Origin of the sequence: Nonomuraea sp. NPDC049028, from assembly GCF_043197735.1 — a bacterium.
In the GTDB taxonomy this organism is placed as follows: Bacteria; Actinomycetota; Actinomycetes; order Streptosporangiales; family Streptosporangiaceae; genus Nonomuraea.
Genome location: NZ_JBICTR010000008.1, coordinates 437,785 through 461,901 on the forward strand (window position 1 = coordinate 437,785; position 24,117 = coordinate 461,901).

Sequence of the window (24,117 nt, forward strand, 5' to 3'; positions counted from 1 at the left end):
ACGCGGGCATCACCACGTTCATCTTCTGGGGCGCATCGATCAGGTGCTCGACGGCGTCGTCGAAACGAGCCCGGCGCTGACGACGAGCCCGTAACGGGATGACAGGTCGCCGCCTGGGGCCGGAGTAGGTCAGCGTGACCTGTTCGCCTTGACGTACTCTGCGCCAAGGACATTCAGCAGAGCCAGGGCTTCGACGCCAGGGGATCCTGAGGGCGCGCTGTAGAGCACGAGGTGCTGGTCGCGTTCCGTGAGCGCGAGCGAGTCGCAGTCAACGGCGATCTCCCCGACGACCGGGTGCCGGAACGTCTTCATGAGCGTTGGCGCGGCCTGCACGTCGTGCCGCTCCCAGAGCCGGGCGAACTCGGGGCTGGCATCGCGGAGCTCGTCGACGAGCTCGATCACCGCAGGGTCGGACGGGTAGCGGGCGAGGGTGGATCGCAACCCCATGACGACCTGGTGCCGGAACTCCACGGCGTCGGAGATTCCGTACAACGTCGCATCGGGGCGCGTAGGGCCGAGGAATGCCCGGCGCGCGAGATTGCGGTCCCGCGGAGCGAGCTCGGCGAAGTCCTCCATGAGCGCGGCCGCGAGGTCGTTCCACGCGAGCACCTCGAACGTGGCCGAAATCACGAAAGCGGCCGTCTGCGGCAGCCGCTCGAGGAGCGCGAGGATGCTCGGGCGTACGTCGCGCCGGTGCAGTCCGGTACGGCTCGCCGCGGTTCCCGCCAGGACGTGGAGGTGGTCGGACTCGGCGTCCGTGAGCCGCAGCGCCTCCGCGATCCCGGCGAGGACCTCGCCCGACGGTCGCGGCGCCCGGCCCTGCTCGAGCCGGACGTAGTACTCCGTGGAGATGTGCGCGAGGACCGCGACCTCCTCGCGGCGAAGTCCCGGTGTCCGGCGTCGCGGGCCCGAGGACAGTCCGATGTCCTGCGGCCGGAGCCGCTCGCGACGGCTCCGGAGGAACGCCCCGAGTTCCTGTTTGTCCATATGCCCAGTGTGCACGCTGCGCGGCGATCGATCCTGGTACCGTCTGTGCCTGCATCCGGCCTGGTGGCCGGCCTGACACTGTCGTCATGACGAACACCACTGACATCGCACCCATCGGCCTGCTCACCGGCAAGGTCGTGTTCATCACCGGCGCCAGCCGCGGCATCGGGGCGGCCGCGGCCCGGCTCTTCGCCGCCGAGGGGGCCGCCGTCGTACTCGCCGCCCGCGGCACCGACGCCCTGCGGCAAATCGTCGCCGAGATCCGCGCCGACGGCGGCGTCGCCGACGCCGTCACCCTGGACCTCGCCGACCGTACGAGCATCCGCGCGGCGGTCGACCGCGTCGAGGAGCTGCACGGACGGCTCGACGGCGCGTTCAACAACGGCGCGGTGATCCAGCGGCCCGGTCCGCTCGACACCACGAGCGATGAGGACATAGAGCAGCAGTTCGCGGTGAACTTCCGGGCGCACTGGACCGCCATGACGGCTGAGGCCGCACTCATGCGACGCGACGGTGGCGGGGCGATCGTCAACACCTCGAGCATCGGCAGCCGCCGCGCGAACCCCGCACTCCCCGCGTACGGCGCCATGAAGCGCGCGCTCAACAGCATCACCGAGACCGCCGCGGTGAGCTGGGGCCGTGATGGCATCCGGGTGAACGGCATCACCCCCGGCGGCACCGCCACGAAGATGATCGACGATTGGGAGGCGGCGACCCCCGGCATCGTCGAGAAGGTGAAGGCATCGGTCCCGCTCGGACGGATGGCCGAGCCCCACGAAGTCGCCGAGGTGGCGGCGTGGCTGCTCAGCGACCGGGCATCGATGGTGACCGGCGCGATCGTGCCGGTGGATGGCGGCGCCGGCGCCTGAAAGGTATAACCCCGTGCCCGCCGCTTCGATACCCGATTTCGGAGCCTTTGCCGGTCCCGTTCATAGGGCTTGCGTGCTAGAAATGAGCGTTCGCCCGTGATCTAGGAAAGGGGCGATCGTGGGGATCGGATCCGTGAAGCGGCCTGAACGTGTTGCGGTCATCGGAGTGGGCATCCTCGGAGCCTGCGTGGGCTGGAACCTGTCCCGGCACGGCGCCAAGGTGATCTTCATCGACGCGGGCCAGCCGGGGGAAGGCGTCACCAACTGGTCCTTCTCGTGGGTCAACGCCAGCAACAAGACCGCGCGCAGGTCCTACTTCGACCTGAACGTCGCGGGCATGGCCGCCTACCGTGAGCTTGCCGGAACCATCGGGCCGGACTCATGGTGGTATCCCAGCGGCCACCTGCGCTGGACAGACGATCCCGCGGCGGAGGCGAAGCTCCTGGAAACAGCCGGGCTGCTGGCCGACTGGGACTACCGGGTCGAGGTGTGCACGGGGGCCGAGGTGCGCCGCCGCCTCGAACCCGCTCTCACGATGGCCGATGAGGCTCCCGTCGTGTTCTACCCCGACGAAGCCTGGGTGCATGGACGTCATCTCGTCGGCCGCCTGATCGGCCAGGCCGTCGCGGCCGGCGCCGAGCACCGGTTCGGCACCACGGTCAGTGACATCGGCACCGGTGCCGACGGGAGCATCCGGACAGTTACTCTCTCCGATGGGAGCCGTCTCGACGTCGACATCGTCGTGAACGCGGCGGGCCCCAGCGCCTCGCACGTCGCCGGGCTCATCGCACGGCACTTGCCGATGCGCCGGGAACCCGGCGTCGTGACCCGGATCGGCTGTGCTCAGGTCCCGGTCCACCGGGCCATGCACGCGCCGCACATCGAGATCCGTCCTGACGGAGACGCTTCGGTGGTCCTCCACAGCCGCGAGATCGACGCACTCATCGACACAGTCGAAGATCCGGCGGAACTCGCGCGGCTGCTCCACGAATTGGCGCGGCAGGTCGTTCCCGAGTTCGGCGACTCCCGCGTCGTACAGACACGGGTATCCAACCGGCCCATCCCAGCCGACGGATTCCCTTCGGTGGGCGCGGTGCCGTCTGTGCCCGGCTACTACGAGGCCGTTTCCCACAGTGGCATCACGCTCGGGCCGGTCATCGGCCGGCTGCTCGCTTCGGAGATCGTCGGTGGGGAGAGAGATGAGCTGCTCGCGGACTTCCGTCCGGAGCGGTTCTCCGCGTGACAGGCCGGGCAAGTCTTGATAGTCCGGACAAGCGGGGTGATGCGCCTCGCTGCCAGGCCGCGACTGCACCGGAGGCCAGATTCGGCGATTGTTAGTGGCGCAACGAACAAGACAAACCGGAATGTAGCAATAACAAAGCCCCTGATGTAATACCAGGGGCTTTGCGTGACGCTAGAAGTCGAATTCCCCCTTTTTGGCACCGTCGATAAAGGCGGCCCAGACTGAGTCGCGAACGACGTACGGGGCCTGGTCGGGAGCCTCAGTGTCTCGGATGCCGACACGCCCGCCGGACAAAGGAGCAACCTCCAGGCAGTTGCCGTTGTTCGCGCCCGAAGCCTTGGCTTTGCGCCAGTCGGCGCCGGCCAGTTCCTTGGACAGCTCCTCGCTCATTGCTCATACCTCGCCATCATGTCGCGGATCACGTCCTTTGAGACATGCAGGGGATGCGCCCATGCACGGATCTTGTCGTACCTCACGCTAATCCCCTGCACCTCGTCCACGCGATCGGTTACTTGGCCACTCGATGCGGATTCCAGGTAAGCCCAGTCCCGCGCGTCGGGAAGCTGCGCAACGGCGAAGCCTCCCAGAAGCCCGGTTGTCGGTCCTGCTTCAAGCGGGACGATCTGAATCGTGATCTTCGGGTGATCCATGAGCGACAGCAACCGCTCAAGCTGTTGCCGCATGCCCTCGCGTCCGCCGATCGGACGATGCAGGACACCCTCATCCATAACGCCAGCGAACATGGGAGACGTAGGCCGGTCGAAGATGGTTTGCCGCTGGAGCCGCGCCTCAACCGCCTGCTCGACCTCCTCTTCGGTCGCGCCAGGCACTCCCCGCAGGACAGCGCGAGCGTAGTCGGCCGTCTGCAGGAGCCCCGGCACCAGGAGGGGTTCCCAGCTCCGTATGATCCGCGCCGCTGCCTCGATCTTCGGCCACTGCCTGAACCACTTCGGCGCGGTCTTGGGATTGATCTTTTTCCAGAGGTCGACTAGCTCCCCTTTGAGCCCTAGAACCTCCTCAACGCGCGTAACGAACTCCTCCGGCACTGGACGTTTCGCAAGCTCGTAGTAGCCGACCATCGTCCCCGAATACCTCACCCGCGAGCCGAACGCTTCTAGCGACCAGCCCTGAGCCTGGCGCAGCCTGCGCAGCTCATGACCAAAGATGGCCTCCGGCAGGAGGTTTTGGGGTTCGTCTGACCATGCCGACATTTCGACTCTCCGTCCGGGGGAGCAACAGGAGTTGTGGACAGCAACAACAACAGCCGCAACAGAATTGTTGAAAGGTGTCGCAGCCGCCCTACCTCAAAAATAGCTGGCCAGGAGCATTCTTGGAAATGCCCCTCGGGAAACAAACGACGGCGGTTCAGTCTCTCATAACAGGACAACTCTGACTTAGTTGCGACGCGGGCCGCATACCAGACACAGAAATGGTCGGTGATTCTGTGCCAGCACAGATAGAGGACATCGTCATATCGAGATTCATAACGCTGCGTCGAACTGCCAAAACGCCCTGGCAGGCGCGGCAAGCGATCAAGATATGGCTTGCCGCCAGTGACCCGGTACGGGACGACGCACTCCAAGTCGTCTCCGAGCTGGTGACGAACGCCTGTGTACACGTGCCGCAAGGCCGGCGGCGCGACTGGCTCAAACTACGGATGGGCTTCGGGAACGGCTTCATCCGTCTGGAGGTGATTGACCCCGGCGTCCCGGCGCCAGAGCCACGATTCATCCCTGGCCAGTCTCCGCATGTCGAGGCCGAGTCGGGCCGCGGCCTCGACATCGTAAGCAGGCTCTCCGTGCGGTGCGGCACGTACGTCACTCCGCTCGGCCGCCGCGTTGTGTGGTGCGACCTAGAGATCCCCCGCCCCCTGCCCGACCAGGAGCCCAGATGACTAGCGCTTGTTGCCGGTGATCTCGAACAACTGGACGCCAAGTTAGAGCGCCAACCTTGATGCTCGTGACCAGCCGAGTGCCATCGCCGCGGCCGATCACGCTCCCCCGGCCCCACCGCTGAGCAGCGGCAAAGGAGACAGGCCGCCAAGTGTCTCTTGAAGTGGGCCTCGGGGGCGGCCTTCGTCGTTGAATCCGGTAGCGACGAAGGCCGCAACAAGCTCTCGCCTTGGTTGGTTGAGAACTGCCCCCTATCTCCCAGCCAGGGCATCCCCTCATCTGCGGACATCCGTCCCTGGCGTTCGCGGATGAGGTCGCCCCCGGTTGGACGCACCTTCCAACCGGGGGCCTTCACTTCCACCAACAGGGCCGAACGGCCGAGAAACTACACCACTCTGCGGGACGTCATCCGACTCAGCGAGTGGCGCTAGTACGGCACGCGGGGCGTGTGAGTGCCTGCGGCACAGCTCGACGAGCGCAGCGACCGCCCGAACCAGCTGGGCAAGGACCCTGCTGTCCGATGACTGACGGCAGCCGGTGGCAGCAATTATGCCGAACGCCCTGAAGTGGACGTCCACCTTGTCCCGCTCCAACCAGCTGACCCGGCGAAGCGTGCTAGGAAAGGCAGTCCGAGCGCAGCGAGGCCCTTCAGGGGGCGGGCGTCAGCCCGCCTGGGAGGACGTCCGGAGCGTAGCGGAGGGCCTTCAGGCTGAGTCTCGGACGATCAGGCTGGTGGGGAGGGCTATCGAGTCGACCTGCTCGGCGCCGTCGATCAGGGCCAGCAGTAAGCGTACCGTCTCCTGAGCCACGTCCCTCAGCGGTTGCCGGATCGTGGTCAGCGGTGGATGGGTGGAGATCGCCACCGATGAGTCGTCGAAGCCGCCCACCGCCACGTCCTCCGGCACGCGCCGGCCCGCCGCCCGCAGCGTGTGCAGGGCCCCCGAGGCCATCACGTCCGAGGCGGCGAAGACCGCGTCCAGGTCTGGTACGCGTTCCAGGAGGCGGGCCATGGCGGTCTCGCCGCTGGCGTGGGTCCAGTCGCCGTGTTCGATCAGCTTCTTGGACGCCTTGCGGCCGAGGACGTCGGCGAAGCCTTCGAGGCGCTGGATGCCGCCCGGCGTGTCCATCGGGCCGGTGATCATCGCGATCTTCTTGCGGCCCCGTGAGACCAGGTATTCGGCCATCTGGCGGGCGCCGCCCCGTTCGTCGCAGGCCGCGTACGGGATCACCGTCTCCCTGCCGATGACGGCGCCGCAGGAGACCACCGGGATGCCGGCGCCGTGGAGCGTGTCGACCAGAGGGTCGCCGGCATGGGTGGACAGGAGGAAGACGCCGTCGGCGTGGCCGCCCCGTACGTAGCGGAGGACCTGTTCGCGCTCCCTGTCGTCGCCGGCGATCATCATGACCAGCGACAGGTCGCGTTCGCCGAGGCGGCGGATCGCGGTGCGGATGGTGGTGGTGTAGTTGGGGTCCTCGAAGGGGGGTTCGGACAGGACCATGACGACCGATCCGGCGCGCTGTCTGACCAGGTTGCGGGCGTTGCGGTTGACGACGTAGCCGGTCTCGGCGATGGCGCGTTCGATGGCGATCCGGGCCGCTGGGCTCACATAACGGTCGCCGTTCAGGACCCGCGAGACGGTGCCGCGTGAGATCCCGGCCGCCGCGGCCACGTCATGGATGGTCGGCCTTTTCACGCGTTCAGCATCTCACGGTCCACCGCTGAAGCACTGTGAACGTGCACACACCTTTTGGGCCGTTTAACGACACCGTAACGAGGGGTTGACAGCGCAGATGGCCGGACACACGCTGTGAACGTTCACAGACCCCCAGGATGCTGACTCCCCCAGGTCGAGGTACCCATGCACATGAACAGGCTTGCCGCTGTCGCCGCGGCCGTCACCCTCGTGGCCGGCTGCTCCAGCGGTGGCGCTCAGCAGAGTGCCGCCCCGTCGAGCTCCACCACGCAGAAGGTCGCCCTGACCTACTGGAACTGGGTGCCCGGCATGGACAAGGTCGTCGCGGTCTGGAACACGGCGCATCCCGACATCCAGGTCACCTCCAGCACCCAGGCGGGCGGGGACGACTCGGCCACCAAGTTCCTCACCGCCGCCAAGGCCGGGAACCCGCCGGATCTCGTCCAGGCGGAGTACCAGGCGCTGCCGTCGTTCGTGGCGGCCGAGGCGGTGGCGGACATCAAGACGGCGGCGGATCCGGTGAAGGCGCAGTTCAGCGAGGGCATCTGGGGGCTGGTCACGCTCGGCACCGACGCGGTCTACGGCATCCCGCAGGACAGCGGCCCGATGCTGCTCTACTACCGTGAAGACCTGTTCAAGAAGTACGGCATAGCCGTACCGAAGACCTGGCAGGAGTACGCCGACGCGGCCAGGACCGTGCACGCGAAGGACCCGAAGGTGTACCTCGGCACGTTCTCCAGCAAGGACCCGGGCTCCTTCGCGGGCCTGGCCCAGCAGGCGGGCGGGCAGTGGTGGTCGATCAGCGGCGAGGCGTGGAAGGTCGCCATCAACGATGAGCCCAGCAAGAAGCTCGCCGACTACTGGGGCGGTCTGGTCAAAGAGGGCGTCATCGACAACATGCCCTACTTCACCCCCGAGTGGAACAAGGCCCTGAACGACGGCAAGCTCCTGACCTGGCCGTCGGCCATCTGGGCACCCGGTCTCCTGGCGACCAACGCGCCCAAGGCCAAGGGCAAATGGGCGATCGCGCAGCTGCCGCAGTGGAACGCCGGCGAGAACTTCAGCGGCTTCTGGGGCGGCTCGGCCGTCTCCGTGTCGGCGGGTTCCAAGAACAAGGAGGCCGCGGCGAAGTTCGCCACCTGGCTCAACAGCGACCCTGAAGCGCTCGCCCTGCTGGTGAAGGAGGGCTCCGTCTATCCCGCCGCGACCAAGGGCGCCGACCTGCTCTCCGAGCCGCCCGCGTACTTCTCGAACATCCCCGACTTCTGGAAGCAGGCGGCCGGGTTCGGCGCGGGAGCGCGCGGCTTCACCTTCGGCCCGAACGTCAACGTGGCCTACAACGCCTTCAAAGACGCCTTCGACAAGGCCGCGCTGAACAAGACCTCCTTCAGCGGCGCCCTCCAGAGCGTCCAGGACGCCACGGTCGCGGACATGACCAAGTCCGGCTTCAAGCTCGCCCAATGACCCCAAGGAAAAGCTGGGCGCCGTACCTGTTCCTGACCCCGGCCGTCACCCTGTTCGCCCTGTTCCTGGCCCTGCCGATCGGCTACACCGTCTACCTCAGCCTGCGCCGGACCAAGGTGTCGGGGCTCGGGCTCGGTAAGGGGTCGAAGCGGGAGATCTTCGTGGGGCTCGACAACTACGCCGCCGCCATCGGCGACGGCGAGTTGTGGACCGGCTGGCTGCGGGTGCTCGGCTACGGCGTGCTGGTCCTGGTCGTGATGCTGGGGCTGGCGCTGGTGTTCGCGCTGATGCTGGACGCGGCCAGGGTACGGCTGGCGCGCTTCTCCCGGATCGCGATCTTCCTGCCGTTCGCGGTGCCGGGCGTGGCCGCCAGCCTGATGTGGGGCTTCCTCTACCTGCCGAGCGTCAGCCCGATCAGCGAGCTGTTCGGGGTCGCGCCGCTGAGTCAGAGCACGATCGTGTACTCGATGGCCAACGTGGCGGTCTGGGGCGGCACCGGCTTCAACATGCTGGTGCTCTACACGAACCTGCGAGCCGTGCCGCAGGACCTGTACCAGGCGGCGCGCATCGACGGCGCGTCGGAGCTGCAGATCGCGCTGCGGGTCAAGATCCCGATCCTGGCCCCGGCGATCATCCTGGTCACCGTCTTCTCGGTCATCGCCACGATCCAGGTGTTCACCGAGCCCACCACGCTCCGGCCGCTCACGAACACGATCAGCTCGACCTGGAGCCCTTTGATGAAGATCTACCGGGACGCCTTCGTGACCGGTGACCTGTATTCGGCGGCGGCCACGGCCGTGGTGATCGCCGGGATCTCGCTGGTGCTGTCGTTCGGGTTCCTGCGCGTGGTGAAGAACCGCGCGTTCGGGGAGACGTGATGGCCCGCTCCGCTTCAACGTACGGGCTGGTCCCGACCGGGGTTCTGCTGGTCGGCGCGGTGTACTGCCTGTTCCCGGTGAGCTGGGTGGTGATCGCCGCCACGAAGACGTCCGGCGAGCTGTTCTCGACCTCGACGTTCTCCCCCGGCACCGGGTTCTTCCAGAACCTGGCCGATCTCGCCGCCTATCGGGAGGGGGTGTACTGGCTGTGGATGCTCAACACCCTGCTGTACGCGGGGGGCGGGGCTCTGCTGTCGACCGCCGTGTCCGCGGTGTCGGGCTACACGCTGGCCAAGTACCGCTTCGCCGGCCGAAACCTGATCTTCAACATCCTGATCGGCGGCATCCTGGTGCCCGCGGTGGTGCTGGCGATCCCGCAATATCTGCTGTTCGCCAAGGTCGGGCTGGCGGACACGTACTGGTCGGTCCTGCTGCCGCAGATCCTGCATCCGTACAGCATCTATCTGGCCCGCGTGTACGCCGGCGCGGCCATCCCCGACTCGCTGCTCGAGGCCGGGCGCATCGACGGGGCCTCGCACTGGACGCTGCTGACCCGGGTGGCGTTGCCGCTGATGGGGCCGGGGATGGTGACCATCTTCCTGTTTCAGTTCGTGGCGATCTGGAATAACTTCTTGCTGCCGTTCATCATGCTCGGCGACGACGGCAAGTTCCCGCTGACGGTCGGGCTCTACACGATGCTGGCCGCCGGGGCCAACCATCCGAGTCTCTACAACCTCATCCTCATCGGGACGTTTCTGGCACTCATTCCGCTGATCGCGCTCTTTCTCACGATGCAGCGGTTCTGGCGCACCGACCTCAGCAGCGGCGCCGTCAAGGCATGAAAAATGGGGGACTTACATGATCGAGGGCATCGCGTTCGGCGGGGACTACAACCCGGAGCAGTGGCCGCTGGAGGTGCAGGAGGAGGACGTACGGCTGATGCGGCAGGCCGGGGTGAACCTGGTCAGCCTGGGCATCTTCGCGTGGGTGCTGATGGAGCCGGCCGAGGGCGTGTACGAGTTCGGCTGGCTCGACACCATCATCGACCGCCTGCACAGCGCGGACATCTCGGTGAACCTGGGCACCCCGACCACGGTGCCGCCCGCCTGGTTTTCCAGAAAGTACCCCGACGCCTCCCCCATGACCCGCGAGGGCGTCCGCGTGGGCGCGGGCGCCCGCCAGACCGCCTGCTCCAGCCACCCGGCGTTCCGCTCGGCCAGCGCCCGGCTGACCGAGCGGCTGGAGGCTCGCTACGGCGAGCATCCGGCCGTGGCGATGTGGCATGTGCACAACGAGTACGGGGCGCCGCTCGGCGAGTGCTACTGCGAGTCGAGCGTCGCCGCCTGGCGTGAATGGCTCCGGCACCGGTACGAGAGCCTGGACGCGCTCAACGCCGCCTGGGGCACCGCCTTCTGGGGTCAGCACTACGGCGAATGGGACGAGATCGACGCGCCCCGGTGGAGTCATACCGTGGTCAACCCGGCGCAGCGCCTCGACTACGCCCGATTCGCCAACGAGGAGCACCTGTCCCACTACCGGCTGCAGCGCGACATCCTGCGCCGCAGCGGCAAACCGGTCACCACGAACTTCGCGGGCACGGTCAACTGCAAGTCGATGGACCTGTGGCGCTGGGCCCCCGAGCTGGACGTCATCGCCAACGACCACTACCTGAACGGCGAGCAGCCCGACAACCACATCCACCTCGCCATGTCGGCCGACCTGAGCCGCTCCCTGGCCGGCGGCGGGCCGTGGCTGCTCATGGAGCACTCGACGAGCGCGATCAGCTGGCAGCCGCGCGGCATCGCCAAGCGGCCCGGCGAGATGCGCCGCAACAGCCTCGCCCACGTGGCCAGGGGCTCGGACTCGGTGCTGTTCTTCCAATGGCGTGCCTCGCGGTACGGCGCCGAGAAGTGGCACTCGGCGATGATCCCGCACGCGGGGACCGACTCGCAGATCTGGCGCGACGTCGTCTCGCTCGGCGCCGACGTGCGCCGGCTGGCCCCGGTCAAGGGCGAGCGGGTCACGAGCGAGGTGGCGATGGTCTGGGACTGGGAGTCGTACTGGGCGCTGGAGCTGGAGTGGCGGCCCTCGGGCGACCTGCGCTTCCGCGAACGGGTGGACGCCTTCTACGAGGCGCTCTGGCGGGAGCACGTCACGGTGGACTTCGTCCACCCTTCCGCCGATATTTCGGGATACAGGCTGGTTGTTGTGCCGAGCTCGTACCTGCTCGCCGAAAGCTCGGCCAAGAACCTGCAGCGCTATGTCGAGGCCGGCGGCCACCTGCTCGTGTCGTACTTCTCCGGCATCGTCGACGAGAACGACACCGTCCACGCGGGCGCCTACCCCGGCGCGCTGCGCGAGGTGCTGGGGCTGTCGGTCGAGGAGTTCCACCCGCTGCGCGAGCTGGAGACCGTGACGCTCACCGGCGGGGCCACCGGCCGGATCTGGTCCGAGCGGGTCCGCCTCAAACGCGCGGTGGCCACGCGGCACTTCACCGACGGCCCCGACGCCGGGCATCCCGCCATGACCGCCAACGCGTTCGGCGGCGGCACGGCGAGCTACCTGGCCGCCGCGCTCGGCGGCGACGACCTGCGCGCTCTGCTGGGCGAGGTGCTCGACCGCGCGGGCGTCTCCCGGCCGCGCGACCTGCCCGACACCCTGGAGCTGGTACGGCGCGGCGCCTGCGTCTTCCTCATCAACCACGGAGACATGCCCGTCACAGTGCCCGGCCTGACCGGCACGGACCTGCTGACCGGCGGCCCGTTCACGGGCGCGGTCCCCGCGGGCGGGGTGGCGGTCGTGCGCTGAGGGCGCTGAAGGCGCTGAAGGTTAGAGGCCCCCTCGGCGCCGCGCCACGTCGCGCGGCGGGTCCTTCGGTGGCGATCGGGCGCTGAGGACCGGCCGCCGGGCGCCAGGTTGATCAAAGTCGGCCACGCCGAGGTTGATCAGCATTAGAGTCCTGGCGTGATCGCCCCCTCCCCGTCCTTCAGCCGGACGACTTCGCCGAGCGGCACGACCGTCGCGTTGGTCTCCGTCCTCGCCGTCGTCATCTGGCTGGCGGGCTTCGTCGCCTGGATGGCCGTGTCGCTCCTCGGGGACAAGGCGTGCGAACTCGGCGCGCTGACCTATGACCAGACCGCGGAATGCGACGCGGCCAGCACGTGGGGCACGATCACCCTCTCGACCTGGCTGCTCGCGCCGATCGGCTGCGCGGTGCTGCTCGCCCTGCTCACGGCCCTCCCCGAGCGGCACACGGGCGCTCGTCAGGCGGCCCTGTACGCCGTGCCGCTCGTGCCGCTGCTGGTGATCGCGGAAGCGGCGTTCGCGTACACCCTGTGATCATCCCTCTCTCCTGGCCTTCGCCCGGCGCTTGCCCTCGTGCATCGCCTGGACGCGGGCGATCGGGATCGTGTGCCCCTCCTCGACCAGGTCCGCGGGCAGCCGCTGCGGCTCCGGCATGAGCTCCGCCCAGGGATCGCCGTCGGCGAGCAGCCGCGCGGCGGTGTGGACGGTGAAGTCGGCCGGCACGACCCGGTCGAGGTCTTCCCACGCCACCGGGAAGGAGACCGGCGTACCCGGACGAATGCGCGGGCTGTAGGCGGCCGCCACCGTCGCCCCACCCGCCCGGGTCGAGTCGAGGAACACCTTGCCCTCGCGGTCCTCACGGATGAACGCCGTGGTGGCGAGCGCCGGGTCGACGCGTTCGGCGCGCGCGGCCAGGGCTCGGGTGGCCGCGGCCAGGTCGTCCATCGCGGTCCCCGCCACCACGGGCACGAACACGTGCAGCCCCTTCGCCCCGCTCGTCTTCACCGCCCCGGCCAGCCCCGTGTCGTCGAGGGCCTGGCGTACCAACCTGGCGGCCTGGACGACCTGCGGGAACGCGTCCCCTTCCGGCGGGTCGAGGTCGAGCACGAGGTGGGTGGGATGCTCGCCACGGAACAGCGCCGGGTGGTATTCGACCGCCCGCTGGTTGGCGAACCAGAGCAGGGTCCTGCGGTCGTCGCACAGGGCGTAGGACACCTGCCGGTGCGACGCCTCGGCCCAGACGGAGATCGTACGGATCCAGTCGGGGGCGTACTTGGGCACGTTCTTCTGCATGAACGGCGCCTGGCCGGGCCGTACGCGGATCACCGACAGCGCGCGGTCCCGCAGGACCGGGATGATGCGGTCGCGTACCGCGTCCAGGTAGTCGACCAGATCCCGTTTCGTCGCGTTCGATCCGTCGAACAGCGGCTGGTCGAGATTGGTCAGCGACACTCCGTCCCGCGTCTCATCGCTGGTCACCCGGTTCACGATGCCGAGATACGGACGTGAGGTCAACTTTCCGCCCAACACGGGTGGGGCTGGTTTGCGGGGGAAACAACCCACTGCAAATGATTGACGTCCCGTAGCCCTTTCATTACCGTCCTAAGTTAAATATTGCCTGGGCGTAACGAACGGACGTGGCCATGAGCGATCTGAGCAGACGTGGATTCCTGCAGGTCGGTGTGGCCGCCGGGGCGTTAGCCCTGGCAGGCTGCGCGGGTGGCGGCGGCGGATCGGGCGGGGCGGCCAGCATGCAGTTCGCCTGGTGGGGCAGCACCGCCAGGCACAACGCCACCCAGCAGGCCCTCGCGGCGTTCCGTAAGAAGCGGCCCGGTGTCCAGGTCAGGACGCAGTTCTCCGGCTGGGACGGCTACTGGGAGAAGCTGGCCACGCAGACCGCCGGCGGCAACGCCCCCGACGTGATCCAGATGGACTACTCCTACATCGGGGAGTACGCCCGGCGTGGCAGCCTGCTCGACCTGGGCCCGTACCTCGGTAAGGGCCTGGACCTGTCCGGCTTCGCGAAGGACGTCGTCGACGCAGGGAAGATCGACGGCAAGCAGTACGGCGTCAACTTCGGCATCAACTCCATGGCCCTCATCTGGAACCGCACGCTGGCCAAGGAGATCGGCGTCGAGGTGCCCGAGACCTTCACCTGGCCGGAGTTCGGCGAACTGGCCAAGAAGATCGCCGAGAAGGCGCCCAAGGGCGTCTACGCCAGTGAGGACGGCGCCCAGGACGGCGGCGCGTTCGAGAACTGGCTGCTGGAGCGGGGCAAGATGTTCTTCACCGCCGACGGCAAGCTCGCCTACGACGAGAAGGACCTCACCGAGTGGTTCACGTTCTGGGACGGGCTGCGCAAGGCGGGCGCGGCGGCCCCACCCGACGTGCAGGCCACGGCCGCGGGCGATGTGCAGAACAGCCTGGTCGCCACCCGTAAGGCGGTGATGGACTGGGCCTGGTCCAACCAGCTCACCGCCTACATGAGCGTCACCAAGGACGACATAGCGGTCCACGCCTTCCCCACCGGGGACAAACCCGGCCAGTACTACAAGCCGTCGATGCTGCTGACGGTCAGCGCGGCCACCAAACGGCCGCAGGACGCCGTCGCGCTGGTCAACGCGCTGGTCAGTGACGTGGACGTGGCCACGCCGCTCGGCTCGGAACGCGGCGTACCGCCCTCTTCGGCGATCCGGGCCGCGCTGGAGCCGAAGGCGTCGCCGTCGGAGAAGCTCGTCTACGCCTACATCGAGTCGCTCGCCGACAAGGTCGGCCCCTTGCCGCCTCCGCAGCCGCTCGGCGCGGGCGAACTGCACAACAAGGTGCTCATGAACGTCAACCAGCAGGTGGGCTTCGGGAAGCTGTCCATTGCCGAGGGGGTGTCCCGATTCTTCGACGAAGCGCGCCGCGTACTGAAATAACGGTCAAGAGGAGAGAAGGGCGGTCGGCGTACCTCTTCCTGTTGCCGTGGTTCGCGGGGCTGCTCCTGCTGACCGGCGGGCCGATCCTGGCCTCGCTGTTCCTCTCGTTCACCGACTTCGACCTGCTCACGACGCCGTCGTGGGTGGGCCTGGACAACTACGCGCGGATCATGGACGATCCGCACTTCGGCAACGCGGTGCGGATCACAATGATCTACGTGGTCGCCTCGGTGCCGCTTTCTGGCGGGTTCGCCCTGCTCGTGGCGGTGCTGCTGAACCGGCCCATGCGCGGCGTGGGCGTGTATCGCGCGGCCTACTACCTGCCGTCGCTGCTGGGCGGCAGCGTGGCGGTCGCCATCCTGTGGCGGCAGATCTTCGGGCCGGACGGGCTGGTCAACGACGTGCTGTCGGCCTTCGGGATCGTCGGGCCGAGCTGGATCTCCACGCCTGAGTACGCCATCTACACCCTGGTGGCGCTGCACATCTGGCAGTTCGGCTCGCCCATGCTGATCTTCCTGGCCGGCCTCAAGCAGATCCCGGCCGAGCTGTACGACGCCGCGGCGGCCGACGGGGCCGGCAAGGTGCGCGCCTTCTTCCGGATCACGCTGCCCATGCTCAGCCCGATCATCTTCTTCAACCTGGTGCTGCAGACGGTCAACGCGTTCAAGGCGTTCACCCCGGCGTTCATCCTCAGCGGCGGGACGGGCGGCCCCGCGGACTCCACGCTCTTCTACACGCTCTACATCTACCAGGAGGGGTTCGGGAACTTCCGTATGGGCTACGCCTCGGCCCTGGCCTGGCTCCTGCTCCTCGTGACCGCGGTCTTCACCGCGGTGGCCTTCCGTTCGTCGAGGTACTGGGTGCACTATGCCGACTAGGTCACGCTGGGCCGTTCACGTGCTGATCGTCGTGGGCGCGCTGGCCATGCTCTACCCGTTGTTCTGGATGATCAGCTCGTCGTTCAAGCCCAACGACGAGATCTTCGCCGATCCCGGCCTGGTGCCCCAAACCGTCGTCACGGACAACTACACCGATGGCTGGAACGCGCTCGGCGTGCCCTTCACCGGCTTCTTCGCCAATTCGTTCATCGTGGCGACGGCGGCCGTCATCGGTAACGTCATGTCGTGCTCGATGGCGGCCTACGCGTTCGCCAGGCTGTCGTTCCGGTTCAAGGGCGTCTGGTTCGGCGTCATGCTCGGGTCGATCATGCTGCCGATCCACGTGCTGATCGTTCCGCAGTACACCCTGTTCAAGGCGCTGGGGTGGGTCGACACGTTCCTGCCGCTGATCGTGCCGAAGTTCCTGGCCGTGGACGGGTTCTTCGTCTTCCTGATGGTGCAGTTCATCCGGTCGCTGCCCAGGGAGCTCGACGACGCGGCCAGGATCGACGGCTGCGGGCCGATCCAGGTGTACTGGCGGATCATCCTGCCCCTGTCGAGTCCCGCGCTGATCACCACCGCGATCTTCACCTTCATCTGGACCTGGGACGACTTCTTCAGCCAGCTCGTCTACCTGAGCGACGTGTCGACGTACACGGTGCCGCTGGCGCTGCGGACCTTCCTCGACTCCAGCAGCGGCTCCACCTGGGGGCCCATGCTGGCCATGGCCGTGCTGTCGCTCGTGCCGATCCTGGGCTTCTTCCTCATCTTCCAACGGCGCATCACCGAGGGCATCTCCACGACCGGCCTCAAGGGCTGACGGGTTTTGTTCAGCTCGGGTGGCATGATGCGGGAATGGTGGTAGTTCCCGAACTTCCGGCAGGCGACATGCTCTTGCTTCGCCCATGGCGGCTGGACGACGTCGCGGCGGTGCAGGAGGCTTCCGAGGACGCCTACATCCCCCTGGTCACCGGCGTGCCACCGAATTACTCGGCCGCCGAGGGCATCGCCTTCATCCACCGCCAGTGGAGTAAGGCCGCCGACGGGATCGGCTACTCCTTCGCGATAGCGAATGCCGGCGACAACCGAGCCGTAGGTCAGATCGGATTGTGGCCGGGTCTTCATGGGCGGGCTTCGGTGGGTTACTGGGTGGCGAAGTCGGCCCGCGGCCAAGGCGTCGCGGGCACCGCCCTGCGGGCCATCTCGTCGTGGGGCTTGGAGCGGCTGCGGATTCCACGGCTGCAGTTGCACGTGGAGCCGTGGAACACGCCGTCCTGGAAGGCCGCCGAGGGAGCGGGGTTCCTGCGGGAGGGGCTCTTGCGCAGCTGGCAGGAGGTGGGCGGTGAACGTCGCGACATGTACCTGTACTCGAAGCTCATCGACGAGCACCTTCGCTAGGGGAGCTCGGCTTCGATGAGAAAGCGATGATCGCGAGCGGCGAAAGCGCCCTGGGAACAGATGCGCTCATGGAGTGCGCGTAGCCGCTGGTCATAACGGTTGAGGTCGAAGTCGCGGACCTGCCATGGGACCGCGCGCAACTGGAAGACGACAGCGCCGATGTCGTGAAAGACGTACTCGACCATCTCCTCACGGGCGTCCAGCACCCGCAGCCCGGCGCGGCGGAGCCGGTCGACGGCGACTTCCAATGTCCAGCTCGCCGGATCTATCGGGGGCGGTGCGCCCAGGGCGTCATTCAGCTCCAGCCCATTACGGCTGCCTACTTGCTGGGTGAGCAGCCGTCCATTTGGGGCGAGAACGCGCGCGATCTCGGCGGCATTCAGCGCGCCGTGCCTGTTGAGCACGAGGTCGAAGGTGGCCTCGCGGACGGGAATCCGATCGGCGGCAGCGCCCAATACGGCCACCCGCAACGGTCTCAGCCGCTCGCCGGCGATGGGGACGTTGGGCGGCCAGCCCTCCATGGCGACCGTGTGCCGAGGAAGCGGAGACAGCGAAGCGAGCAGCTCACCTCCGCCGGTGTCCATGTCGAGCAGTCGCCGCGCCGTTGGAAGGAGCGACGAGGCTCGCTCGGCGTACACCCACGACAGTTGTCCACCGCTCGTCCGCCCGCGCAGCCAGCCGAAGTCCCACCCGCCGAGGGATGCCTCCGTGGCCTGCTCGACGAGCCGTTCATAGCTCGGTGGGCTGTTCGGACCCGACGGAATCCTCAACGCACAGGCTGGGTCGGATGCGGCTCGCTGGGCACCATGCCGGCCATGGCGTTGGTGATGACCCACCGTTCGTGATCCCGCCAGGCGCCGTCGATGAAGAGCAGCTCCGGCGAGCAACCCTCGCTGCGGAACCCGTGGCGTTGGACCAGCTTCAGGGACGCGTGGTTGTCGGGTTGGATCTGGGCTTCCAGCCGGTGCAGGCGCAGCTCCTCGAACGCGTAACGCATCACCAGGCGGAGCCCTTCGGACATGTACCCCTGACCGGCGGTGGGGGCGAAGGCCGCGTAGCCGAGGGAGGCGGTCTGGGCGCGCCCGCGGATGATGCTGTTGATGTTGATGTTGCCCGCCATGGCACCGGTGTCGCGCAAGCAGACCACCAGGCCTTCGGCCAGCAGCGGGTCGGCGAATTTCCCGAGAAAGGTGTGGAAATCCTGCGGCGTGGCGGGCAGGGACATGTACGGGCCGTACAGGTCGGCGCTGGCCCTGACCAGCTCGGTGAACTCGTCCTGATCATCGACGGTCATCCGACGCAAGGTCACGCGACCGGAATCTCCCCCAAAACCGGTCAGGATGCTCTGATCGCTGCTTTCGACGCCATCGTTGTGAATCACAGCCCACAGGCTAGCTGATCGACTTCGGCCGGTTTGAGTCCTCTCCCGCGGCCGACCGCAGGAAAATGAGTGGCCTCCAGCTCCCCATCGGCGCTTCACTTTGAGCTGTCTTCCAGAGGGAGTTCCATGATCGTTATCTCGGCCGCGTCTGGTGCGCCGCCGCCGTCAAGGTGGGCGTCGGCGCCATCGCCTACACCAGCTTTCTGGAGGCCGACACTGTCGCCACCGGAATGACGGAGGCCCATCACGCCACGGAGCAGGCCATACTGCGCAGCGGGCTGCCGTACACGATCCTGCGTCACCCCTTCTACAGCGATGCGTTCATCCCGCGGATCTCCGGCGGAGAGCTGACCGGCAGCACCGGGGGCCGAGGACTGAACACCGCCTTTCGGTCCGATCTGGCCGAGGCAGCGGCCAACGTACTGACTGGCGAGGGACATCTGGGCCAGGCCTACGATTTCACCGGCCCTCTGTGGAGTCACCCGGAGGTGGCCGAGGCACTGGGCGTGAGTTATCGCGAAGTGCCGGACACCGCTCCTGGACCCATGAGCTGGCTCAACGCGCAGGTGAGAGCCGGCGCGCTGGAGAGGCAGACCCCCGACTTGGAACAGGTGCTCGGCAGGCCCGCCGAGAGAATGGCCTCCCGCGTGCTGGCACAGCGTACGGTGGGCCTTCTCTAGGATCCGGTATGCATACGGTTTCGAAGCGGGAGCTATGGCGGCAGAGTTCGAGCTCGGCGATTACATCCTGGTGCAGGACGGCAGGACCCTGGAAATCTTTCACCGGGGCCTGTCCGAGAGCATGCGCTACCACGTGGCGTTTGTCGGAGTCGACGCCCGGCCGCACGGCGACGGCTTCAAGGTCCATCTCGGCAGCAGGCAGGGCGACGACCAGGTTTACGGCGGGGTGAAACTGAAGATGAGCCAGGAGGAGTTCGCGCGTTTCCGCGAGTTCATCGCCTTGGCCATCGCGGCCCGCGACCGTACGAGCACTCTGTGACCGATCTCCCCTCAGGGAGCGGTCAGTGCGAGGAACGGGACGGTCACCCTGATGGGAAGTTCGAGCTCGAGCTCCGCCTGATGCACCCGATGAAGTCTGTACTCGGAGGCCACGGCATCGAGATGGAACTCCTTCACTTCGACGATCTCGTACTTCTCGTCGAGCATGACGAGAAGGTAGAGCGGCATGCCCGCGGCGGCATACTGGTCTCAACGCTCAAACATGGCCCGCTGATCGGCCGGGCGGCTTCCATCGAGCCGGCCAGACGACGCGCGATGCGGTTGTGCTGCGGGGCAGGCGACTCGCACTTGATCACATGCCCATGCACTATTTCGATGCTCCTGGCGATGTCCTCGGGCAACGCTCGATACTCTGCTTCGCCAATGACTTCGGGAAGCGACTCGTACCATGAAGGTATTGCCATGCCGGTCTCCCTCGCTTGGGCTGACGTCGAAACTCGGCCAACTGGAAGACGTGGAGCGGGTACGGGAATCGAACCCGTGCTGTCGGCTTGGGCACCGCACCGATCACGGTCACCGTACCACCAGGCGCCTGACCAGTAGCGCGACGATCGACAGCCGAGCCGGGGCGCCAGCCGCCTGATGATCGGAATCATGAGCAAGAAACCGCTGGCGCTTCTGTCGCTTTTGATCCCCAGCCTGCTGGGGGGAGACGCGGCGGCCCTGACATCGAGGCACGCCGGTCCGACCGACGTACAGCAGATCAGCGAGCCGGCCTCCCGCTGGCACCTGAGGTACGCGGCCGACGACATCTCTCAACAGATCATCCCCACCACGGGAAACCAGGCCTGGCTCTTCGTCACCGACAAAGGGCGGCGCACCACGTCGCTCCTGCACTGGAACGCAACCTCATGGCAGCCGGTCGGCAACCTGCCCAAGCAGCTGAGGAAGGCGACATATATCGACGTCAGGGCCTCGGCGCCGGGTGACATGGTGATGGTGATCAACCACGTGCAGACCGAAGAGGACTTGACCGAGCACCTCTGGCAGTTCTCTGGCGGCCGCTGGACATATCACCGTCCCCGTCGCTTGCTGGAGACGCAGCGGACCAGCGACTTCGCCGTCCTCGACCAGAACCACACCTGGTTCGCGCAAGGTGACGGTGACGGTGGTGGCTGGATGGTTCATCTGAACGGCACGGCCTGGCGCCAGGAACGCCTCTTGGGAACACTGACCACGCTCGCCGCGGCCGGTCCCGAGGATGTGTGGGTGGTGGATCAGAGCGGCCCGCCACGGACGCTGCACTGGGACGGCAAGCAATGGAAGGACTTCACGCTCCCGTGCGTTTCGTCATCCTCCCAGCACGCCTGCTACGGACGTGCCGGCGGGCTCCTGCTGAGCAGCATGACCGCGAGGTCGAACAACGATGTGTGGGCCGTCGGCCCCAACTGGGCCGACGGCGCCCTCCCGGTCGTCCTCCACTGGAACGGCACCGCCTGGAACCAGGTGAAATTAACCGTGAACGACCACACAGCGCTGGTGGCCGTGCGTACCGACCCTGTCGGCGGTGTCTGGATCGCCGCGAATCCCGCCCAGGCGGCGCCCTATGTGCTCAATTTGCGCGACGGCAAGTGGACACGGTCTACTCTTCCGCCGAGCAAGCAGCCCGTCAGCATCGTTGACATCGCGCCAGCGGCCGGCACCACCCGCCTATGGGTCCACGCCAAGCAGGGCAAAGGAACCTCCGCGATCTACGAACTCCAATGACACCCGGCCGAGCGCCAGGTCATCAAATTGCCTTGTCCGCCGCATGAGCCGACGGCTAGTCTCAAGCAGCCAATGATCCTTCAAGGAGCTGAGATGCCCGGTCAACCGAGCACGCGCTGACGTTCTAGGTCACTTCCCGACCTGTCACCGCGTGCTGCACGTGAATTGCGGCACAGCGCACCCTCCTGCCCAGATCCTGCGGGACGGGCACCCTTCTCAGCGACTCAAGGACCCCTGTGCCGTACGTTTCCCCTGCCGTGCCCGCGTCCCCTGCCGTGCTCGCATCCCCTGCCGTGCTCGCAGCCCTTGCCGTGCTCGCGCGCTCGCCCATGCGAGGCCGCCGATGACGGGACCCGACCCGACTCCGCCCAGCGTGTGGCTAGACGGCGACTTCCGCCGGCTCTGGATCGGCCAGACCACTTCCCAGCTGGGAACTCAGGCCGCCCAGGTCATCCTGCCGCTCATCGCCGTCGTCGCGCTCAGCGCCGGCACCGAACAGGTCGGCCTCCTCCGCGCCGTCCAGCAGGCACCGATCCTGCTGCTCTCGCTCTTCGCCGGCGCCGGGGTGGATCGCCGACGCTCCACCGACGTGATGGTGCTGGCCGACGTCGGCCGTACCGTGGTGCTGGCCGTCGTCCCGGTCCTCTACCTCCTCGGCATGCTCGACATCCCGCTGCTCGTTTTGGTCGCCTTCCTCGTCGGCGCCCTCTCCGTGTACTTCGACGTGGCCTCCCAGACCTCCCTCGTACGACTGGTGAAACGCGACCAGCTCGCCCAGGGCACCAGCGCGCTCGAAGCCAGCAGATCCGCCGCGCAGATCGCCGGCCCCGCGATCGGCGGCGCCCTGGTGTCGCTCGTCACCGCGCCGATCGCCATCCTGGCGAGCGTCTTGTCCTTCACCCTGTCCGTCCTGTCGATCCGGCGGATCCGCCGTCCCGAGTCGATGCCCAGGCCGGCCGCAGGGCAGGCGCGCGTGTGGCGGCAGATCCACGAGGGTCTGCGCCTCGTCGTCAGCGACGCCTCATTGCGGGCGGTAGGGATCGCCTCGGCCCTCTTCCAGTTCTCCTTCGCCGCCGTGATGACCATCTATCTGCTCTTCTTGCCGCGTACGCTGCACCTGTCGGGCGCCGCCGTCGGGCTCGTACTGGCGGCGATGGGGCCGGGCGCGCTGGTGGGTTCCCTGCTGTCGGCCAGGTTGCCGAGGCGGTACGGGTACGGAGTCGTACTGGTGTCCGCCGCGGTGCTCGCCGATGGCGTGATGCTGTGCGTCCCCGCGCTGCGCGGCTCCTCCGCGGTCACGATCGGCGCGCTGATGGCGGTCAACTTCCTGTTCGGCGTCTTCAGCCAGGTGGTCGACGTCACCGTCGTGACAGTGCGCCAGGCCATCACCCCGATCCCGATCCAGGGGCGAGTCGTCGCGACACTCAACTTCGTCGGCATGGGCCTGACCCCGCTCGGGTCGCTTCTCGGCGGCTATCTGGCCGGCGCGCTGGGGCTGCGAACGAGCCTGCTGCTGACCGCTGTCGCTCTGGCCCTGTCTCCGGTGTTCATGGCCCTGTCCTCTCTCGCTCGTCTGGGGAGGCAGCTCCCTGATCCGGCGGACGGCCTTGGCTGAGCGTTTTCGTGCCGCCGGCCACGAAGTGGTCACCGCCGACCTGTACGAAGGCCAGGTCGCTACGACGATCGACCATGGGTTCACCCTGATGAATCGGGTCGGCTGGAAGGTCATCGTGGAGCGAGCCCGCGACGCGGTCCGGAAGATGCCCGCGAGCACGGTCCTCGCCGGCGTCTCGATGGGCGCCGGGGTGGTCGGGGAACTGCTGCCCGACCGACGTGACACGGCCGGTGTGCTGCTCCTGCACGGCATCACAGGGATTCCCGCGTCAGCGCGGGCCGATCTACCCGTGCAGCTGCACGTCGCCGATCCGGATGAGTTCGCGCTTCCCGCCGCTGTCGTCGCATGGGAGAAGGCCGCCATGGACGCGGGGGCCGTCGTGGAGGTCTTCACCCATCCGGGAGTCGGACACTTCTACACGGACACCAGCCGGCGGGATCATGACGAAGAAGCGGCCGAGCTCACCTGGCAGCGAAGCTCGCCGGTTCGGATCAACCCGACACCGCGCTGGTGTCCGCGCACTGGCAGGGTTTCCTGGCCGAGCACGGCAAGGCCTACTTCGACACCGGCAAGGACTTATTCGCAGAGCAAGCCAAGATTGCCCGAGAGATCACGAACTCGCTTGTCGAAGCATGCGCCTTCAACATCCAGGTCGGCGCACCACTGGCCGCGACCCTGCCCATCTGATTGCTCAGATCGAAGTGACGCCGACCTGATCAGTGACCTGGACGGTCGGCACTCCTGAGCAACTTCGCGAAGGCTTCTGTGACAGCCCTCTACGGGAGCTGCTCCTATAGCTTGCCGGCGGACAAGGCCAGGTAGGCGGCGCCAGCCGAGTTCAGGACATTGATCCACCCAGGATGGGCGAGATAGGCGTTGTCTGGAGCGGTAGGGCCGAGGTCATCGAGTATGGGCAAGAGGGCATCGACCACGGTCTGTACGAGGTCGGCTTCTTGGTCATCGCTGAAGAGGTAGGGGATCAATGCGTGGGCCCCCATTTGGTCGATGAACGTGTCGTCGATCAACCAGTGCACGGCAGCGGTGAGGTCTGGCCATCCCCGCCCTGATCGCCAGTGGTGGTTTTGGAAGTCGTGGTCGCCTAAGACGCGTAGTGCCTCGAGAATGTCCTCACGTCGCTGCGGCCACTGAACCTGAGGTGTCACTGGATGTCCTTTTCCCATCGGTGCGGGCAAGGAAGGCACGGTGGGTGGTCGGGGCGATCGTGATCACCGCCGCGGGCCTGGGAGCTTTCAACGGAGCGGCCCGCTGGGAGGCTTTAGCCTTTTGCCAGGCTGATGCGCCAACGTGTTGCGCCTGCCGCACAGATTGTGGCGCCACCGGCTGTTATAAGGACGAGCGCTGGAAT

At 67.2% G+C, this 24,117-nt stretch carries 26 protein-coding genes and 1 pseudogene; 18 read left to right on the top strand and 9 right to left on the bottom strand.

The features are described from left to right. Nucleotides 1-129 precede the first annotated feature (129 nt). Complete coding sequence (locus ACGFJ2_RS32540) at nt 130-987, bottom strand: helix-turn-helix transcriptional regulator (RefSeq protein ID WP_393474757.1); 858 nt, start codon at nt 985-987, stop codon at nt 130-132. An 86-nt stretch (nt 988-1,073) separates the two neighbouring features. On the opposite strand from ACGFJ2_RS32540, the gene ACGFJ2_RS32545 reads away from it, so the two are divergent. Then, nucleotides 1,074-1,856 carry an SDR family oxidoreductase gene (locus ACGFJ2_RS32545; protein ID WP_357958218.1) on the top strand — a complete coding sequence of 261 codons (783 nt, stop codon included), beginning with the start codon at nt 1,074-1,076 and terminating at the stop codon, nt 1,854-1,856. 118 nt (nt 1,857-1,974) lie between these two features. Beyond that, a complete protein-coding gene (locus ACGFJ2_RS32550) occupies nt 1,975-3,099 on the top strand; it encodes an NAD(P)/FAD-dependent oxidoreductase (RefSeq protein WP_393474761.1) in 1,125 nt (374 codons plus the stop codon). 171 nt (nt 3,100-3,270) lie between these two features. Here ACGFJ2_RS32550 and ACGFJ2_RS32555 read toward each other — a convergent pair whose 3' ends face one another. Both ACGFJ2_RS32555 and ACGFJ2_RS32560 read right to left on the bottom strand, forming a co-directional pair. Further along, a complete protein-coding gene (locus ACGFJ2_RS32555) occupies nt 3,271-3,489 on the bottom strand; it encodes a DUF397 domain-containing protein (RefSeq protein WP_393474764.1) in 219 nt (72 codons plus the stop codon). Next, on the bottom strand, nt 3,486-4,310 hold the full coding sequence (locus ACGFJ2_RS32560; protein WP_393474767.1) for a helix-turn-helix domain-containing protein: 825 nt from the start codon (nt 4,308-4,310) through the stop codon (nt 3,486-3,488). The genes ACGFJ2_RS32555 and ACGFJ2_RS32560 overlap by 4 nt, the downstream gene beginning before the upstream one ends. A 218-nt stretch (nt 4,311-4,528) precedes the next feature. Between ACGFJ2_RS32560 and ACGFJ2_RS32565 the strand changes: the two genes are divergently transcribed. Next, entirely contained in the window at nt 4,529-4,993 is a 465-nt protein-coding gene (locus ACGFJ2_RS32565; RefSeq protein ID WP_393474770.1) for an ATP-binding protein, read from the top strand. 702 nt (nt 4,994-5,695) lie between these two features. On the opposite strand, the gene ACGFJ2_RS32570 is transcribed toward ACGFJ2_RS32565, so the two are convergent. After that, nucleotides 5,696-6,685: a LacI family DNA-binding transcriptional regulator gene (locus ACGFJ2_RS32570; RefSeq protein WP_357958222.1), complete on the bottom strand. Its 990-nt coding sequence runs from the start codon at nt 6,683-6,685 to the stop codon at nt 5,696-5,698. Between the two features lie 171 nt (nt 6,686-6,856). Here ACGFJ2_RS32570 and ACGFJ2_RS32575 point away from each other — a divergent pair, with 171 nt between their 5' ends. From ACGFJ2_RS32575 to ACGFJ2_RS32595, 5 genes are all read left to right on the top strand, one after another. Then, a complete protein-coding gene (locus tag ACGFJ2_RS32575) occupies nt 6,857-8,149 on the top strand; it encodes an ABC transporter substrate-binding protein (protein WP_393474773.1) in 1,293 nt (430 codons plus the stop codon). Then, nucleotides 8,146-9,027: a sugar ABC transporter permease gene (locus tag ACGFJ2_RS32580; protein WP_358185654.1), complete on the top strand. Its 882-nt coding sequence runs from the start codon at nt 8,146-8,148 to the stop codon at nt 9,025-9,027. The genes ACGFJ2_RS32575 and ACGFJ2_RS32580 overlap by 4 nt, the downstream gene beginning before the upstream one ends. After that, nucleotides 9,027-9,869 carry a carbohydrate ABC transporter permease gene (locus ACGFJ2_RS32585; RefSeq protein WP_357958228.1) on the top strand — a complete coding sequence of 281 codons (843 nt, stop codon included), beginning with the start codon at nt 9,027-9,029 and terminating at the stop codon, nt 9,867-9,869. The genes ACGFJ2_RS32580 and ACGFJ2_RS32585 overlap by 1 nt, the downstream gene beginning before the upstream one ends. 16 nt (nt 9,870-9,885) lie before the next feature. After that, nucleotides 9,886-11,835 (top strand): beta-galactosidase, encoded by a 1,950-nt coding sequence (locus ACGFJ2_RS32590; RefSeq protein ID WP_393474777.1) that lies wholly within the window; start codon nt 9,886-9,888, stop codon nt 11,833-11,835. Nucleotides 11,836-11,991: 156 nt separating this feature from the next. Further along, nucleotides 11,992-12,366: a hypothetical protein gene (locus tag ACGFJ2_RS32595; protein ID WP_357958232.1), complete on the top strand. Its 375-nt coding sequence runs from the start codon at nt 11,992-11,994 to the stop codon at nt 12,364-12,366. On the opposite strand, the gene ACGFJ2_RS32600 is transcribed toward ACGFJ2_RS32595, so the two are convergent. After that, nucleotides 12,367-13,311 carry an ATP-dependent DNA ligase gene (locus tag ACGFJ2_RS32600; RefSeq protein ID WP_358185643.1) on the bottom strand — a complete coding sequence of 315 codons (945 nt, stop codon included), beginning with the start codon at nt 13,309-13,311 and terminating at the stop codon, nt 12,367-12,369. A gap of 164 nt (nt 13,312-13,475) precedes the next feature. Between ACGFJ2_RS32600 and ACGFJ2_RS32605 the strand changes: the two genes are divergently transcribed. The 4 genes from ACGFJ2_RS32605 (at nt 13,476) to ACGFJ2_RS32620 (ending at nt 17,029) form a co-directional block, all read left to right on the top strand. Next, the gene (locus ACGFJ2_RS32605) at nt 13,476-14,753 is read left to right on the top strand and encodes an ABC transporter substrate-binding protein (protein ID WP_393474781.1); all 1,278 of its coding nucleotides are present in this window, start codon (nt 13,476-13,478) and stop codon (nt 14,751-14,753) included. Further along, a complete protein-coding gene (locus ACGFJ2_RS32610) occupies nt 14,720-15,631 on the top strand; it encodes a carbohydrate ABC transporter permease (RefSeq protein ID WP_393475096.1) in 912 nt (303 codons plus the stop codon). The genes ACGFJ2_RS32605 and ACGFJ2_RS32610 overlap by 34 nt, the downstream gene beginning before the upstream one ends. Next, nucleotides 15,621-16,451 carry a carbohydrate ABC transporter permease gene (locus tag ACGFJ2_RS32615; protein ID WP_393474784.1) on the top strand — a complete coding sequence of 277 codons (831 nt, stop codon included), beginning with the start codon at nt 15,621-15,623 and terminating at the stop codon, nt 16,449-16,451. Before ACGFJ2_RS32610 ends, ACGFJ2_RS32615 begins: the two co-directional genes overlap by 11 nt. A gap of 68 nt (nt 16,452-16,519) precedes the next feature. Continuing rightward, nucleotides 16,520-17,029, top strand: coding sequence for a GNAT family protein (locus ACGFJ2_RS32620; RefSeq protein WP_357958239.1), 510 nt, complete (start codon nt 16,520-16,522; stop codon nt 17,027-17,029). Here ACGFJ2_RS32620 and ACGFJ2_RS32625 read toward each other — a convergent pair. Then, complete coding sequence (locus ACGFJ2_RS32625) at nt 17,026-17,799, bottom strand: class I SAM-dependent methyltransferase (protein ID WP_393474787.1); 774 nt, start codon at nt 17,797-17,799, stop codon at nt 17,026-17,028. The two genes, ACGFJ2_RS32620 and ACGFJ2_RS32625, sit on opposite strands and share 4 nt — an antisense overlap. Further along, the gene (locus ACGFJ2_RS32630; RefSeq protein ID WP_357958243.1) at nt 17,796-18,338 is read right to left on the bottom strand and encodes a GNAT family N-acetyltransferase; all 543 of its coding nucleotides are present in this window, start codon (nt 18,336-18,338) and stop codon (nt 17,796-17,798) included. The genes ACGFJ2_RS32625 and ACGFJ2_RS32630 overlap by 4 nt, the downstream gene beginning before the upstream one ends. A gap of 242 nt (nt 18,339-18,580) precedes the next feature. On the opposite strand from ACGFJ2_RS32630, the gene ACGFJ2_RS32635 reads away from it, so the two are divergent. Continuing rightward, nucleotides 18,581-19,090 carry a hypothetical protein gene (locus ACGFJ2_RS32635; protein ID WP_393474790.1) on the top strand — a complete coding sequence of 170 codons (510 nt, stop codon included), beginning with the start codon at nt 18,581-18,583 and terminating at the stop codon, nt 19,088-19,090. A 34-nt stretch (nt 19,091-19,124) separates the two neighbouring features. After that, entirely contained in the window at nt 19,125-19,409 is a 285-nt protein-coding gene (locus ACGFJ2_RS32640) for a hypothetical protein (protein ID WP_393474793.1), read from the top strand. A gap of 11 nt (nt 19,410-19,420) precedes the next feature. On the opposite strand, the gene ACGFJ2_RS32645 is transcribed toward ACGFJ2_RS32640, so the two are convergent. Further along, nucleotides 19,421-19,576: a hypothetical protein gene (locus tag ACGFJ2_RS32645; RefSeq protein WP_393474796.1), complete on the bottom strand. Its 156-nt coding sequence runs from the start codon at nt 19,574-19,576 to the stop codon at nt 19,421-19,423. Between the two features lie 447 nt (nt 19,577-20,023). Here ACGFJ2_RS32645 and ACGFJ2_RS32650 point away from each other — a divergent pair, with 447 nt between their 5' ends. The 4 genes and pseudogenes from ACGFJ2_RS32650 to ACGFJ2_RS32665 all read left to right on the top strand — a co-directional run bounded on the left by ACGFJ2_RS32650 (nt 20,024) and on the right by ACGFJ2_RS32665 (nt 23,438). Continuing rightward, a complete protein-coding gene (locus tag ACGFJ2_RS32650; protein WP_393474799.1) occupies nt 20,024-21,136 on the top strand; it encodes a hypothetical protein in 1,113 nt (370 codons plus the stop codon). A 343-nt stretch (nt 21,137-21,479) separates the two neighbouring features. Then, nucleotides 21,480-22,751 carry an MFS transporter gene (locus ACGFJ2_RS32655; RefSeq protein ID WP_393474802.1) on the top strand — a complete coding sequence of 424 codons (1,272 nt, stop codon included), beginning with the start codon at nt 21,480-21,482 and terminating at the stop codon, nt 22,749-22,751. A 25-nt stretch (nt 22,752-22,776) separates the two neighbouring features. Then, nucleotides 22,777-23,166, top strand: a pseudogene (locus ACGFJ2_RS32660) (dienelactone hydrolase family protein); the annotation flags it as partial. A 95-nt stretch (nt 23,167-23,261) separates the two neighbouring features. Further along, the gene (locus tag ACGFJ2_RS32665) at nt 23,262-23,438 is read left to right on the top strand and encodes a hypothetical protein (protein ID WP_393475115.1); all 177 of its coding nucleotides are present in this window, start codon (nt 23,262-23,264) and stop codon (nt 23,436-23,438) included. Nucleotides 23,439-23,542: 104 nt separating this feature from the next. Here ACGFJ2_RS32665 and ACGFJ2_RS32670 read toward each other — a convergent pair whose 3' ends face one another. Next, nucleotides 23,543-23,776, bottom strand: a complete 234-nt coding sequence (locus ACGFJ2_RS32670) for a hypothetical protein (protein ID WP_358185605.1) — start codon at nt 23,774-23,776, stop codon at nt 23,543-23,545. Nucleotides 23,777-24,117: the final 341 nt, after the last annotated feature.